Source organism: Nocardioides currus, from assembly GCF_003057875.1.
In the GTDB taxonomy this organism is placed as follows: Bacteria; Actinomycetota; Actinomycetes; order Propionibacteriales; family Nocardioidaceae; genus Nocardioides; species Nocardioides currus.
Window position 1 is genome coordinate 315,192 of record NZ_PYXZ01000003.1, and the last position, 14,384, is coordinate 329,575.

Sequence of the window (14,384 nt, forward strand, 5' to 3'; positions counted from 1 at the left end):
GATGGCCGAGTTCAAGCTGCCCGACGTGGGCGAGGGCCTGACCGAGGCCGAGATCGTCTCGTGGAAGGTCAAGGTCGGCGACGTCGTCGAGATCAACGACATCATCGTCGAGATCGAGACCGCCAAGTCGATCGTCGAGCTGCCCTCGCCGTACGCCGGCACGATCAACGCACTGCTGGTCGCCGAGGGCGAGATGGTGCAGGTCGGTACGCCGATCATCTCGGTCGGCGCCGAGGGCGAGGCCGCCCCCGCGGCGGCCGCGCCAGCGGCTGCTGCCCCCGAGGTCGACCTGTCCGACATGGACCTGTCCAACCCCGCCGCCTCGGGCGGCGGCGAGGGGGAGTCGCTGGTCGGTCGCAACAAGGCCGAGCGCGGTCCGCAGCGCCGGGCCCGTCGCGGCTCCGCGTCGCCGGCCACCCAGGCCGGGGCGCAGGCGCAGATGCAGCTGCAGGGTGCGTTCGCGCCGGGCGGCGCCCAGACCGACGAGGTCGCGGCCGTCGACGAGCCCGCCGTGCCGGCCACCTCGGCCGCCCCGGCCCCGACCCCCGCGCCCGCCGAGGCGCTCGTCCCGGCCGCCGCGCAGTCGCCCAGCGCCGTACGCGCCCTGGCGAAGCCGCCGGTGCGCAAGCTGGCCAAGGACCTCGGGGTGGACCTGTCCACGCTGATCGGGTCCGGTGCGGGCGGTGTGATCACCCGTGCCGACGTCGAGGGCGCCGGCTCCGGCGCTGCGACGGCAGCCGCTGGTGGTGTCGAGGCACGCTCCGCTCGCACCCCCACCACCGGGGGCGCGGAGCGCGAGACCCGCGAGCCGGTCAAGGGCGTGCGCAAGATGATGGCCCAGGCCATGGTCGGCAGCGCGTTCACGGCCCCGCACGTCACGGAGTGGATCACCGTCGACGTCACGGCCACGATGGAGCTCGTCGCGCGGCTGAAGAAGCGGCGCGAGCTCAAGGACGCCAAGGTCAGCCCGCTGCTGGTGCTGAGCCGTGCGGTGATGCTGGCGATGAAGCGGACCCCCGAGATCAACTCGTTCTGGGACGACGCCGCGCAGGAGGTCGTCTACAAGAACTACGTCAACCTCGGCATCGCCGCCGCCACCCCGCGTGGCCTGGTCGTGCCCAACATCAAGGACGCCGACCGGCTCTCGATGGTCGAGCTCGCGGGCGCGCTCGGTGAGCTGACCGCCACCGCGCGCGACGGCAAGACGCAGCCGGCCGAGATGGCGGGCGGCACGTTCACGATCACCAACGTGGGCGTCTTCGGCGTCGACGCCGGCACCCCGATCATCAACCCGGGCGAGGCCGCGATCCTGTGCTTCGGCGCGATCCGCAAGCAGCCGTGGGTCGTGGGCGACGAGATCGTCGCGCGCGACATCACCACGCTGGCGCTGTCGTTCGACCACCGGCACATCGACGGCGAGAAGGGCTCGCGCTTCCTCGCCGACGTCGCCGGCATGCTCGAGGACCCGGGCACCGCCCTGCTGTTCTGAGTGTGAGGGACCACTCGAGGGGGTAGGGCCCGTTCGTGACCGAACGGATCGGGCCCTACCTCGTCGACCGGCGCCTCGGCGTCGGGGGCATGGGCGTGGTGTACGCCGCCCACGACGAGGCCCTCCAGCGGCCGGTCGCCCTCAAGGTGATCTCGCCGCAGCTCGCCGACGACGAGGAGTTCCGCACCCGGTTCGTCCGCGAGGCCCGCGCCATGGCCTCGCTCGACTCGCCCCACGTCGTGCGGGTCTACGCCCACGGCGAGACCGACGGCCAGCTGTGGATCGCGACGCAGCTCGTCCCCGACGGCGACCTCGGGACCATGCTCCGCCGCTCGGGCGCCCCGGCCCCCTCGCAGGCGGTGGACCTGATCGCGCAGGTCGCGAGCGGCCTCGCCGACGCCCACGCGGCCGGCCTCGTGCACCGCGACATCAAGCCGGCCAACGTCCTCCTGAAGCGCACGGCGTCGACCGCGTCCGGCTTCACCGCCTACCTCGCCGACTTCGGCATCGCCCGTCGCGCCGGCGGCGACCACACCGGCCTCACGCAGGGTGTCGTCGGCACCCCGTCCTACATGGCCCCCGAGCTCCACACCGGCGGCGAGGCGGGCATCGCGAGCGACATCTACTCCCTGGGCTGCCTGCTGTGGTCGACGCTCGTCGGGCACGCCCCGTTCTCGGGCACCTCCGACTACCAGGTCGTCAGCGCCCACCTCGAGCAGCCGGTGCCGCAGCTCGACGGGGACTCGCTCGAGGTCCGCGAGATCAACCGGGTCCTGCGCACCGCGATGGCCAAGGACCCGGGCGCCCGCCACCGCGACGCCGCGGCCCTGCGCGACGACCTGCGCACGGTGCAGCGGATGGTGGACGAGGCGCCGACCGCGGTGCGCGCGGCAGCCGCCCCGGCGCCCGCGCGGCGCTCCCGGCTCCCGATCCTCGCCGCCGCCGGGGTCGTCGTGCTGGCGCTGCTCGGGTGGGTGGTGTGGAGGGTCCTGTCGCCGGGGCCCGAGGCCGAGCGCGTCACCAGCCCGCCAGAGGTGTCGGAGAGCACGAGCACCTCGGAGCCGACCACCGACCCGACGTCCGACCCCACCTCGGACCCACCGTCGACGCCGCCGTCGACGCCCTCGTCGACGCCGTCGGGGGACGTCACGAAGGAGCAGCGCGCGACCGCGCTCGCCAGCTTCGAGGAGGCGCTGCTCACCCAGCCGGCGGTCACGCCGGAGTCGGCGGCGTGCGTCGCACGGTCCGTCGTCGACGAGGTCGGACTGCCCGCGATGATCGAGCAGGGCTTCTTCGACGCCGACTTCGCGTACGTCGACCAGGACCTCGCCGACAAGCCGGAGATGAAGGCTGCGCTGACGACGGCCGCGCTGTCCTGCGTCATCCCCTGAGGCGGACCGGGCGGGCGGTCACCCGCGGTAGCGTCCCGGCATGGACACACCGATCGCCGTACGGCGGGCGACGCCGGCCCATGCGCCGGTGCTCGCCGAGCTGGCGGTCGCCGCCTACTCGCCGTACCTCGACCGCCTGCCGCCGGGCGTGCGACCCGCTCCGCTGGACGCGGACTACGCCGCCGCGGTCGACCACGACGAGGTGTGGGTCGCCGAGTCCGACGACGCGGTGGTCGGGCTGCTGGTGCTGGTGGCGCACCCCGACCACCTGCTGCTCGAGAACGTCGCGGTGCGTCCCGACCGCCACGGGCAGGGCATCGGCGCCCGCCTGCTGGTCATCGCCGAGGAGCGGGCGGGCGAGCTGGGGCTGCCCTCGGTGCGGCTCTACACCCACGCGCTGATGGTCGAGAACCAGCGGATGTACGAGCGGCGCGGCTACGCCGTGACCGGCCGGCACGAGGAGGACGAGCTCGATCGGGTCTTCTACGAGAAGCGGCTCGGCTGAGGGGCCTCAGCGCGACGCGTGCCAGGCGGCGAGCAGCTCGGCCTCGCGCCCGGCGCTGATCCCGACGGCGGTCCCGCCGAGACTGTCGCGCGCGGTGTCGGCGACCGGTCGCAGCCGCAGCCCGGCGTCGATCGCGGGCTGGGGCGAGTGCGACATCATCCCGTCGTAGTCGGGCCGCGGCAGCCACAGCGGGATCGCGTCGGGGCCCGCCCACGGCTCCACGCCGCGCTCGGTGAGGAAGTCGGTGTCGACCCAGGTCCAGGTCGGCTCGGCGCCGACGCCGCCGGCCACCTCGCCCAGGAGGTCGGCGATCGGCATCGCGAGGCCGACCGCGTCGAAGACCCCGGTGGTGCCGGGCTCGCACGCGTCGACGATCCAGCCCGCCAGGTCGCGGACGTCGATCACCTGCACGACGTCGTCGGGCGAGCCGGGCGCCAGCACCTCCTCGCCGGTGCTCGCGCGCGCCAGCCGCTCGGGCCAGTAGCCGAAGCGACCCGACCCGTCGTCGGGTCCCACGATCAGGCCCGGCCGCACCACCATCGACGAGGCCGCGCCCTGCATCACGAGCGACTCGCAGGTGACCTTCATCGGACCGTAGGCGTCGGGCTCCTCGGCGAGGTCGACGTCGTCGACGATCGCCTCGACGAGGGGCTCCATCGCGGGCGAGGTGTTGTCGGCGTACACGTTGATCGTGGACACGAAGACCCAGTGCGCGTCGGGGACGGCGGCGACCGCGCGACCGACGTGGGAGGGGGTGCGCGAGACGTCGACGACCGCGTCCCACCGACCGGCCAGCAGCTCGGCCGGCGCGTCGAGCGCGCGGTCCCACACGAGGTGGGTGGCACCGGGCGGCACCGCCCCGGACTCCCCGCGGCAGGCGCAGGTGACGTCCCACCCGCGTGCCACCGCCTGCTCCGTCACCGAGCGCGAGAGGAACCGGGTGCCGCCGAGGACGAGGAGTCGCATGGCGACACTCCACCCGTGCGCGCGCCGCACGGCAAGGCCTGTCCGCCGAGGGCAGAACGGGCGGCGCCTACAGCAGCTCGGCGAGCAGGTCGGCGGCGCGCTCCGCCCCTCCGGTCTCGACGGGTCGGTAGCGCACCTCCTGACGCACGGTCGAGGCGATCAGCCCCGCCAGCAGGTCCGGGTCGCAGGCCTCCGGATAGGTGACGCAGCGGCCGGCGGCGTACCTCTCGAGGCGGTGGCGGACGTGGAAGTTCTGCTCGAAGTGGTCCTGGAGCGGCACGTAGAGAAACGGTCGCCGGCTCGCGGTCAGCTCCATGCAGGTCGTCAGCCCGCCCTGCACGACCGCCAGGTCGCACGCCGCGAGGGTGCGGTGCAGGTCGGGCACGAAGCCGCGCACGCGCACGCCGTCGGGTCGAGGCAGGGAGGCGGGGTCGATCCGGGGCCCGCACACGACCAGGAACTCGAGCCCGGGCACCAGCCGACGGGCCGGGGGTACGGCGTCGAGCACCCGCCGCAGGAGGGAGGAGCCCACCCCGGAGCCGCCGACGGTGACGACGCAGACGAGGTCGTCGGGCCGGTAGCCCAGGGAGGCCCGCAGTCGGGCGCGCTCCTCCTCGTCGGGCGGAACGAACCCCGACACGTAGCCCGCGAAGTCGAAGTTGTCGGCCGTCCACTCGCGGATGCCGGGCAGGTCGGGGCCGAAGGACTCGTCGATCACGTCGTCGGGGTCGCCGACGAAGATCGACCGGTCCCGCAACCGGCGGTGACGGGCGCGCTGCTCGATCATCTCGGCGTTGTAGTCGGCGGTCAGCGCCGCCTCCGCGGGCCCGCCCGACGGCATCGGCAGCCAGCCCACGAAGTCGGTCATCCAGGCGAAGGCGGACCGCTTCAGCTCGGGGTTCTCGTGCAGGAAGAAGTCGACGTCCCACGCCTCGTCGCCGATCACCAGGTCGTAGGGGGTCTCGGTGACCACCTCGTCGAAGACCATGAAGTTGTGGACGAGGATCTCGTCCATGCGCCGGATGGCCTGGAAGGCGTGGAGGTCGTGGTCGGCGCACTCGTCCTCGATGTGGGCCGACTCTCCTGCCAGCCAGCGCGACGCGGGGTGCACGGTCTCGCCGGCCGTCTCGAGCACCCGGGTGACCGGGTCCTGGGCGAGCCAGTCGACCTCGAGGTCGGGGTGGCGCTCGCGCAGGGCCCGGGCGATCGCCAGGTCGCGGCGGGCGTGTCCGAGCCCGATCGGTGAGGAGAGGTAGAGCGCGCGCTTCGGGCGGCGCCGCGCACGCACCCACGTCGACCCGCTCGCCGACCTGCCCGGCGTCGGGTGCAGCCGGTCGGCGAAGTCCTTGATCAGGTGGTTGGTGCGGACGGGCTCGCGCACCCCCGGCGCGTGGCCGACCCCGTCGAGCAGCACCAGCTCGCCCTGCGTGAGCTCGGCCAGCCGGTGCCCGATCCGGGCCGGCCGGACCCGGTCCTCGGTGCCGTGGATGACCACGACCGGGCAGGTGACCTGCCGGCACAGCGGCTCGAGGTCGGTCGCCTCGGCGCCGGACAGACCGAGCCGGCCGGCCACGGTGTCGACCAGCGTCTGCGGGGCGATGTCGGAGGCCCAGAGCGTGACGTCCTCGATCTGCTTGGTCGAGTGCGGCTCGTGGAACATCTGCGCGAAGAAGAAGCCGACGAAGTCGTCGAAGCCGCCCTCGAGCCAGTGGTGCTGGTTGTACTTCGCCCAGCCCCGCGTGGTGTCGAGGCGCGCGTCGAAGGCGTACTTCTCCCGCGCCGGGTCGGGCACCGAGAGCCCGCAGGAGGCGGCGATCGCGACGATGCCGGTGACGCGCTCGGGGTGCAGCGCCGCGACGTGCACCGACCACGCCACCCCGCACGAGAACCCCACGAGCAGGGCCCGCGGGGTCTCGGTGGCGTCGAGGACGGCGAGCGTGTCGGCGGCGTACTCCCGATCGGTGTACGCCGCCGCGCCGGCCGGGCGCCCGGAGTGACCGCACCCCCGGCCGTCGAAGGTGACGACGCGGTAGTGCCGGGCGAGGTAGGGCAGCTGGAGCTTCCAGACCCGCGAGTCGACCAGCGACCAGGTCGGCATCAGCACGATGGTGGGGCGATCCGGCTGCCCTGCCTCGTGGACGGCGTACGCGATCTCCACCCCGTCGCGCACGACCACGCCGGAGCGGTCGGGAGGGCACGGGCGGTGCCCGGAGACCCCCTGCGACTCCTTCATGCCGCTCTCCCTCCTGCTCCGGCCCGATCAGTCTCCATCCGTCGCGGGTCCCGCGACAGGCCTACGTCACGGCCTGACCTCGAAGACCTGGTTGAACGGCGTCTCCGCGACCCGGTCGAACCGGGTGAAGCCGCCGGCGGTCGTGACGTCGCGGATCCTCGCCGGGCCGGCCTGGGTGCCGAGGGCGAGACCGACGTCCTGCGACAGCGACGACGGGGTGCACAGCAGCGTCGAGAAGCCGTAGTAGGCGCGGCCCACCGGGTTGAGGTTGTCCTCGACGCGGTCGCCCGCCATCGGTTCGACGACCATCCAGGTGCCGTCGTCGGCCAACGCGCTGCGGACGTGGCGGGCCGCCCCGACGGGGTCGCCCATGTCGTGCAGGCAGTCGAACATCGTGACCAGCCCGAAGCCGGTCCCGCCGAACCCGGAGGCGGGTGCGACCTCGAAGCTCACCCGGTCCATCACGCCGGCGTCGAGGGCGCGCTTGCGGGCGATCGCGATCGACTCGGGGTGGTAGTCGGAGCCGACGAACGTCGAGTTCGGGAAGGCCTGCGCCATCAGGATCGTGGAGGCGCCGTGCCCGCAGCCGACGTCGGCCACGGTCGTGCCGACGGTGAGCTTGTCGACCATGCCGTCGAGGGCCGGCAGCCACTCGGCGACGAGGTGCGCGTGATAGCTCGGCCGGAAGAACCGCTCGCAGCCGACGTGGACGTCGGTGTCGTGCTCGTGCCAGCCGTAGCCGGCTCCGCTCCTCGCGGCGGCGAGGATCTTGGAGGTGTCGTGCACGGTGCCGAGGGCGATCTGGAAGAAGCCGGGCAGGAACGCCGGGCTGTCCTCGACGGTGAGTGCGACGACCTGCTCCGGGGGCAGCGTGTAGGTGCCGGTCGCGGGGTCGTAGGCGACGTACGCCCCGGCGGCCTGCGCGTTGAGCCACTCGCGGGCGTAGGGCTCGCTGGTGCCGGTGCGCTCGGCGAGCGCGCTGGGCGTGCTGGGTCCGTGGGCGGCGAGGTCGCGGTAGTAGCCGAGCTTGTCGCCCATCACCACCAGTGCGGCGTTGAGCGTCGCGCCCACCTCGTCGACGGCCCGGAACACGAAGGCCATCAGCTTGTCCGTATCCACCGGTGCTTCTGTGGTTGTCATCGGTTTCCTCCCTGGGTCTGGTCCGGCCCCGAACGTACGAACGCGCGGCCCGCCACCGCGTCCGGTGACCCCCCTGGTCGTGGCCGACCGGCCCGCCTCCGGGCCGCCCTAGACTTCGAGGGTGCTGATCGGACGGGAGCACGAGCAGCAGGTGATCGATCGGCTCGTCTCCGGGGCGAGGATCGGTGCCAGTGGCGCGCTCGCGATCACCGGGGAGCCGGGCGTCGGCAAGACCTCGCTGCTCCGCTGGGCCGAGGGACGCCTCGACGGCTTCCGCGTGGTGCGGGCGACCGGGACCGAGCCCGAGCGCGAGATCCCCTTCGCCGGCCTGCTCACCGTGCTCCGTCCCGCGCTGGGGCTGCTCGACACGATCGCGCCCCCGCAGGCGCGGGCGCTCGCGACGGCGCTGGCGATGGAGGAGGGCCCGGCCGCCGACCGGTTCGCCATCGGCGCGGCCACGCTGAGCCTGCTGTGCCGCCTCGCCGAGGAGGCTCCGGTCGCGGTGCTCTTCGACGACCTCCACCTCCTCGACCGCTCCTCGGCGGGCGCGCTCGTCTTCGCCGCCCGTCGGCTCAGCGCCGACCCGGTGGCGGTGCTGGCCACCGCCCGCACCGGCGAGGCCGACGACCTGGTGGACGGTCTCGGCGGACTGGTCCTCACCGGGCTCGACCGGACCTCCGCGCGCGCCCTCGTCGACCGTCTCGGCGCACCGGTCAGCGACGAGCAGCTGACCCACGTGCACGCGCTGACCGGCGGCAACCCGCTGGCACTGGCCGAGCTGGCCGAGCACCCGGCGACCCTGGTGCCGACGGGCGCCGACCTGCCGCCGCCGCTCTCCTCCGCGCTCGCGACGTCCTTCACCCGGCGTGTGCGCCGGCTCGAGCCGAGGGCCCGGTCGGCGCTGCTGGTCGCGGCGGTCTGCAACGGCGACCTGCGCCTGACCGCCGAGGTGTGTACGGCGCTGGGCCTGGACGCCGCCGACCTGGGAGCCGCGCAGGAGGCCGGCCTGGCGGACGTGGTCGCCGGTTCGGGCGAGCTGACCTTCCGGCACCCGCTCCTGCGCGCCGCCCTCCACCGCGACAGCCCGCCGGAGGAGCGGCGCGCCGCCCACGCCGCGGTCGCCCGGGCCCTGCCGGAGTCCGACACCGACCGCCGGGCGTGGCACCTCTCGGAGTCGCTGTGGGCGCCCGACGAGGCCGTGGCCTCGATGCTGCTCGGCGCCGCGTCCCGGGCCGCCGCGCGCTCGGCCCACGCCGTGGCGTCGAGCGCCGCCGAGCGGGCCGCCCGGTTGAGCCCCGACCGTGACGACCTGGCCCGCCGGCTGGTCGACGCGGCTGAGCACTCCTGGGCGGCGGGACTGGGCGCTCGCGCGCTCGCGCTGCTCGACGAGGTGCCGCCACTGTCGGCGGAGCTGGCCGCCGAGCTCGCGACGCGCACCCTCGAGCTCCGCGCCGCCATCGCCGTGCGCACCGGCTCGGTGCGAGAGGCCGCCGCCATGCTGGAGCGGGCCGCCGCCGCGGCCGGGTCGGCGGACGCCCGGGCCGTCCTGCTGGCGCAGGCGCTGCACGCCACGCTGTTCCTCGCCGACGGAGCCGCGGCCGGACGGCTGGCCGACGACCTGGCGCTCGCTGCCGGAGCCGCCACGTCGGACCGGGCGCGGGCGATGGCGACGGTGGCCGCCGGGATGGGCAAGGTGATGTCCGGTCGCGGCGGGATCCCCGAGCTGCGCGCCGCCGTACCCCTCCTCGCGGCGAGCGCCGAGCTCCGGTCGGACGCGACCGGCGTCGCATGGCTGCTGTTCGCGCCGCTCTTCCTCCGCGACGCGGAGACGGGCCGCGAGCTCCGGGCCCGGGTCGAGGAGGCGCGGGCGCGGGCCGGCATCGGGGCCCTGCCCGGACTGCTCTTCCTGGTAGCTCGCGACGGCGCGACGTCCGACGGGTGGGTGCGTGCTGCCGCCGACTACACCGAGGCGATCCGGCTGGCGCGCGACACCGGCCAGGCCACCGAGCTGGCGATGTCGCTGTCGGGCCTGGCCTGGCTGGAGTCGCGTCGCGGCGGGGAGGAGGAGTGCCGGGCCCTCGCCGCCGAGTGCCTCGCGCTGTGCGCCGACCGGGAGCTGCACTGGGGCCAGACGTGGGCGCTCTTCTCGCTCGGCGACCTCGAGCTGTCGCTGGGCCACGCGGCCGCCGCGCTGGAGCACCTGCGCGCCCTCGACCGGCTGCTGACGTCGCTGTCGGTCGCCGACGCCGACCTCGCTCCGCACGCCGAGCTCGTCGACGTGCTGCTGAGGCTCGGCGAGGTGGACGAGGCCACGCGCACCGCCGCGGCGTACGCCGAGGCCGCCGACGCCAAGGGCCAGCCCTGGGCGCGGGCACGGGCCCAGCGCTGCCTGGGCCTGGTCGCGCCCGACGACTTCGACGGCCCGTTCGCGGCGGCGCTGTCGCTGCACGCGCAGACCGTCGATCGGTTCGAGACCGCCCGCACGTCGTTGGCGTACGGCGAGCGCCTGCGCCGCGCCGGACGGCGGGTCGACGCCCGGGTGCACCTGCGGCGGGCGCTCGAGGACTTCACCCTGCTCGGCGCCCGGGTGTGGACCGAGCGGGCCGCGAGCGAGCTCGACCTGACCGGCGAGCGGGTGCCGCGCCGCGCCGTCGACGGCGTCGAGTCGCTGACGCCGCAGGAGCTCCAGGTGGCGCTGCTGCTCGCCGACGGCCGGACCACCCGGGAGGCGGCCGCGGCGCTCTTCGTGTCGCCGAAGACGGTGGAGTACCACCTCCGCAAGGTCTACACGAAGCTCGGGATCCGCTCGCGCGAGGAGCTGGCCGTCGCGGTCACGACCGGCTAGGCCGCGGGGACGCCGGGCGCGGGGGTGGTCTCGCCGGTGATCCAGGCGTCGAAGAACGCCGACAGCTCGCGGCCGGTCTCCTTCTCCCAGTGGGCGTAGATGTCCTCGCGGGTGGCGGAGGTGTTGTCGCGGGAGGCCAGCCACGAGCGGGCGATCCGGAAGAACTCGTCGTCGCCGAGCTCGAGGCGCAGCTCGTTCCACATCAGCCCGGGCGAGTAGTAGATGTTGGAGCCGCCGAACTGCGCCTTGTCGTAGGCGCCGGGAGGTCCGTACTGGTCGCGCAGGTCCTGGTCGATCGCGCGCCACTCCCTGATCGTCCGGGTGATCGGACCTTCGTCGTGGTCGTCCTCCCACAGGGCCTGCATCAGCATCGTCATGCCCTCGTTGAGCCAGACGTCGCGCCAGTCGGCGGGCGAGACCTGGTCGCCGTACCACTGGTGGACGAGCTCGTGGGCGATGACCGCGGGCGAGCGCACGTAGTCGTTGTTGCCGATCGTGACCATCGTCTGGGTCTCCATCGCCGACATCGAGTCGGTCGCGAGGATGCCCGCGGAGCTGAACGGGTAGGGCCCGAGCCGCGCCTCGATCCAGTCGATCGCGTCGTTGCCGACGGCCATGTCGCTCAGCACCATCGGCTGGCCGCGGGGATACCAGTAGTCGAGCACCACCCCGCTCTTCGAGGTGTTGGACGCGTGCTCGTAGTCGCCGATCGCCAGCGTCACGAGGTAGGACGACGCGGGCTCGTCGAGCTGGAACTCGGTCGTGCGCTGTCCGTCCTCGGAGGCGTCGGCGACGAGACGCCCGTTGGCGATGCCGGTCCACGGGTCCGGGGCGGTGACCGAGATGTCGTAGAGCGCCTTGTCGGCCGGCTGGTCGTTGACGGGATACCAGCTGTAGGCGCCGTACGGCTCCTGCATCGTCCACACCTCGCCGCGGTCGGTGACGGTGAAGCCGAGGGTCGAGAAGTCGCCGCGCGTCGTCGGCGCCGGGACGGGCCGGGGCTTGCCGGAGTAGGTGACGACGAGCTCGTGTCGGTCGTCGGTGACGATCGGCTCGCGGACCACGAGGTCCTTGCCGCGATGGGCGTACGCCGCCGCCGTGCCGTCGAGGGTCAGGTCGGAGACCTTCAGCGGACCCGCGAGGTCGAGCGTGAACGTCGACGCGTCGCGCGCCGCGCGGAACGTGATCGTCGCGGTGGCGGTGAGCCGGCGGGCGCTCGGGTCCCAGGCGAGGTCGAGGTCGTAGAGCAGCGCGTCGACGTCGGGCCCGCCCACGGCGGGATAGACGGAGTCCTCGACGGGCGTGCTCTCGGCCAGCGCGAGGTCGGGGTCGGTGCGGTCGGAGACCGTCGGCTCGCCGGTCCGGGCGGCCGCGGCGGTGGCCCCGGCGTCGACGGGCGCGGCCACGTCGGGGCGCTCCTGCGACTCCTGCGAGCACCCGGCGAGAAGGACCCCCGTGGCGACAAGGGCGCACACCCGCCGGGCGAGCACCATCACTCGCCCCGGAGCAGGGGGCGGGCGAGCTTGCGGCCGTGGTGGATCTGCGCCTTCACGGTGCCGAGCGGCACCCCGATGAGCTGGGCGATGTCCTCGTAGGCCATGCCGTAGACGTCGCGGAGCAGCAACGGCTCGACGTACTGCGGGTGGTCGTGCTCGATGGTCTCCATCGCCTCGAGCAGGTCGAGGCGGGTGCCGGCGATGACCGACGTGGTGCGCGGGTCGGGGCGGTCGTGGTGGCCGCCCTCGAAGTCGGTGGGCACGGCCTGGGTCTTCAGCTTGCGGTAGGTCGTGCGGGCGCTGTTGAGCGCGACGACGTGCATCCACGTGGTGAAGCGGCCCTTGCCGTTCCAGGAACCGATCTTGGTGGCGATGTTGAGCAGCGCGTCCTGGCAGGCGTCCTCGGAGTCGCCGGAGAAGGGCAGCACCCCCCGGCAGACGTTGAGCGCACGCGGCCGGACGGCCGCCAGCAGGTCCTCCAGGGCATCGCGATCGCCATCGCGGGCGCGCCGCGCCAGGTCATCGATGTCATCTGGAGTCACGCCTGCAACATAATGCAGTTGTGTCTGCACCCTCTCGGCTCGGTCGCTACCCTGTGCGCCGCCGCATCGGATCGGGTGCCTTCGCGACCGTCTGGCTCGCCTACGACGAGCAGCTCGACTCGCCCGTCGCGATCAAGGTGCTGGCCGACAACTGGACCGAGGACCTGCACGCGCGGCAGCGCTTCATCGAGGAGGGCCGCTTCCTCCGCAAGGTCGAGTCGCCCCACGTGGTCGCGGTCTGGGACGCCGGCGAGCTGCCCGACTCGCGCCCCTTCCTCGTCATGTCGTACGCCGACCAGGGCACCCTCGCCGACCGGCTCGAGCTCGACGCGCTGAGCGTCTCGCAGGCCCTGCACGTCGTCGGCCAGGTCGGTGCGGGGCTGCACGCCCTCCACCAGCGCGGCGTCCTGCACCGTGACGTGAAGCCCGCCAACGTGCTGTTCCGCACCGTCGAGCTCGACGGGGAGCCGCAGGTCAGCGCGATGCTCGGCGACCTCGGGCTGGGCAAGGCGATGGACATGTCCTCGCGGCTGACGATGATCGGCGGCACGCCGTCGTTCGTCTCGCCCGAGCAGGCGCAGGGCGAGCCGCTGGACGCCCGCGCCGACCAGTTCTCCCTCGCCGCGCTGGCCTACCTGCTGCTGGCCGGGCGGGCGCCGTACAACCACGCCTCGCTGAGGTCCGCCGCCGACCCCGAGCCGCCACCCCCGCTCGGCAACGGCCTGCCGGACGCGACCGAGGCCGTCATCGCGCGCGGGCTGGCGAAGGACCGCGACGAGAGGTACGCCGACGTGCCGGCCTTCGTCGCGGCGCTCACCGAGTCGCTGGCCGGCCGGGCCACCGACGAGCCGCCGACCTGGCTGCCGGTCGATCCCGAGCTGACCCAGCCCGCCCCGCAGGGCGAGTTGTTCACCGAGCTGTCCGACCAGCCGGTCGCGTCGCGGGCGTCGCGTCGGCGCCTGGTCGGCGTGGGGGCCGCCGCGGTGGTGGTCGGCCTGCTGGGCGGCTACGTCGGCCACGAGGTGCTCAACACCGAGCGCACCATCGAGGACACGTCCGGCACCATCTCGGTCACGGTGCCGGAGGGATGGACGCGCGCGGTCGACACCGAGCGGTGGGTGCCGCCCGGCGCCGAGGTCGACCAGGCCTCGCTGTCGGCCGGCAGCGGCGAGGGGTGGAACACCAACGACGACCCGGGCGAGGGTGTCTTCGTCGGGCTGCTGCAGGGCGAGAGCCTGCCCACCACCGTCCCCCAGCACCCCGAGTGCGACCCGCCGCGCCCGGTGGACCGCGACCGCCGCAACGGCGACGCCTACATGACGGTCGAGTTCACCGGCTGCGACGACGACGGGTTCACCTTCGAGCGGGTCGTGCAGGTGACCGCCGACCGCATCCTGTGGGTGCAGGTCCGCGCCCGCGACCGGGGCACCGCACTGCGCGTCCTCGACGAGGTCAAGGTGGCCGGGGTCGGCGCCTCCGCCTGAGCCTCCGCCCTGGGTGCAGCTACATCCAGTTGCCCGCGCCCCGGTTGACCCGCCGCTGGCCGTCGCGCTGCTCGTGCGCGTCCAGGCTGCGCTGCCCGTCGGCGTCCTGCGGATCCCCGCGGGTCCCGCGGACGTCGCTGACCACCAGGAGGAGATAGGCGCCGACGAGGGCGGCCCCGAACAGCACGGCCACGACGGCCCAGAAGATCTGCGGCATGGTGGTTCCCCCTCGATCGTCCGAATCTCCTCCGAGAGTAGTCCGGTCGGCGGGCGAGCACACGTGTCCGGGTTGT

Annotated in this window: 11 protein-coding genes; 5 read left to right on the forward strand and 6 right to left on the reverse strand. The window is 74.0% G+C overall.

Annotated elements, in window-relative coordinates:
• Nucleotide 1 precedes the first annotated feature (1 nt).
• The 3 genes from C7S10_RS10285 to C7S10_RS10295 are packed head-to-tail and all read left to right on the forward strand — an operon-like array spanning nt 2 to nt 3,385.
• A complete protein-coding gene (locus C7S10_RS10285) occupies nt 2-1,489 on the forward strand; it encodes a dihydrolipoamide acetyltransferase family protein (RefSeq protein WP_108344331.1) in 1,488 nt (495 codons plus the stop codon).
• 35 nt (nt 1,490-1,524) lie between these two features.
• Nucleotides 1,525-2,880 carry a serine/threonine-protein kinase gene (locus C7S10_RS10290; RefSeq protein ID WP_108344332.1) on the forward strand — a complete coding sequence of 452 codons (1,356 nt, stop codon included), beginning with the start codon at nt 1,525-1,527 and terminating at the stop codon, nt 2,878-2,880.
• A gap of 40 nt (nt 2,881-2,920) precedes the next feature.
• On the forward strand, nt 2,921-3,385 hold the full coding sequence (locus C7S10_RS10295; RefSeq protein WP_108344333.1) for a GNAT family N-acetyltransferase: 465 nt from the start codon (nt 2,921-2,923) through the stop codon (nt 3,383-3,385).
• A 6-nt stretch (nt 3,386-3,391) separates the two neighbouring features.
• Here C7S10_RS10295 and C7S10_RS10300 read toward each other — a convergent pair whose 3' ends face one another.
• The 3 genes from C7S10_RS10300 to C7S10_RS10310 all read right to left on the reverse strand — a co-directional run bounded on the left by C7S10_RS10300 (nt 3,392) and on the right by C7S10_RS10310 (nt 7,703).
• Nucleotides 3,392-4,351, reverse strand: a complete 960-nt coding sequence (locus tag C7S10_RS10300; protein WP_108344334.1) for a Rossmann-fold NAD(P)-binding domain-containing protein — start codon at nt 4,349-4,351, stop codon at nt 3,392-3,394.
• Between the two features lie 67 nt (nt 4,352-4,418).
• Entirely contained in the window at nt 4,419-6,584 is a 2,166-nt protein-coding gene (locus C7S10_RS10305; protein WP_108344335.1) for an alpha/beta fold hydrolase, read from the reverse strand.
• Between the two features lie 66 nt (nt 6,585-6,650).
• A complete protein-coding gene (locus C7S10_RS10310; RefSeq protein WP_243395304.1) occupies nt 6,651-7,703 on the reverse strand; it encodes a class I SAM-dependent methyltransferase in 1,053 nt (350 codons plus the stop codon).
• 142 nt (nt 7,704-7,845) lie between these two features.
• Between C7S10_RS10310 and C7S10_RS10315 the strand changes: the two genes are divergently transcribed.
• Nucleotides 7,846-10,569 (forward strand): helix-turn-helix transcriptional regulator, encoded by a 2,724-nt coding sequence (locus C7S10_RS10315; protein ID WP_108344337.1) that lies wholly within the window; start codon nt 7,846-7,848, stop codon nt 10,567-10,569.
• On the opposite strand, the gene C7S10_RS10320 is transcribed toward C7S10_RS10315, so the two are convergent.
• Together C7S10_RS10320 and C7S10_RS10325 are read right to left on the reverse strand one after the other, a co-directional pair.
• Nucleotides 10,566-11,975 carry a M1 family metallopeptidase gene (locus C7S10_RS10320; RefSeq protein WP_165807110.1) on the reverse strand — a complete coding sequence of 470 codons (1,410 nt, stop codon included), beginning with the start codon at nt 11,973-11,975 and terminating at the stop codon, nt 10,566-10,568. The two genes, C7S10_RS10315 and C7S10_RS10320, sit on opposite strands and share 4 nt — an antisense overlap.
• Nucleotides 11,976-12,061: 86 nt before the next feature.
• A complete protein-coding gene (locus C7S10_RS10325; RefSeq protein ID WP_108344339.1) occupies nt 12,062-12,607 on the reverse strand; it encodes an RNA polymerase sigma factor in 546 nt (181 codons plus the stop codon).
• 20 nt (nt 12,608-12,627) lie between these two features.
• On the opposite strand from C7S10_RS10325, the gene C7S10_RS22530 reads away from it, so the two are divergent.
• Nucleotides 12,628-14,091: a serine/threonine-protein kinase gene (locus C7S10_RS22530; RefSeq protein ID WP_108344340.1), complete on the forward strand. Its 1,464-nt coding sequence runs from the start codon at nt 12,628-12,630 to the stop codon at nt 14,089-14,091.
• A gap of 19 nt (nt 14,092-14,110) precedes the next feature.
• Here the strand turns inward: C7S10_RS22530 and C7S10_RS10335 are convergent, their stop codons facing one another.
• Nucleotides 14,111-14,308 carry a hypothetical protein gene (locus C7S10_RS10335; protein WP_108344341.1) on the reverse strand — a complete coding sequence of 66 codons (198 nt, stop codon included), beginning with the start codon at nt 14,306-14,308 and terminating at the stop codon, nt 14,111-14,113.
• Between the last annotated feature and the right edge of the window lie 76 nt (nt 14,309-14,384).

Coding starts and splice junctions, on each gene's coding strand:
- C7S10_RS10285 (WP_108344331.1), top strand. CDS start 2: ATGGCCGAGTTCAAGCTGCCCGACGTGGGCGAGGGCCTGACCGAGGCC.
- C7S10_RS10295 (WP_108344333.1), top strand. CDS start 2,921: ATGGACACACCGATCGCCGTACGGCGGGCGACGCCGGCCCATGCGCCG.
- C7S10_RS10300 (WP_108344334.1), bottom strand. CDS start 4,351: ATGCGACTCCTCGTCCTCGGCGGCACCCGGTTCCTCTCGCGCTCGGTG.
- C7S10_RS10305 (WP_108344335.1), bottom strand. CDS start 6,584: ATGAAGGAGTCGCAGGGGGTCTCCGGGCACCGCCCGTGCCCTCCCGAC.
- C7S10_RS10335 (WP_108344341.1), bottom strand. CDS start 14,308: ATGCCGCAGATCTTCTGGGCCGTCGTGGCCGTGCTGTTCGGGGCCGCC.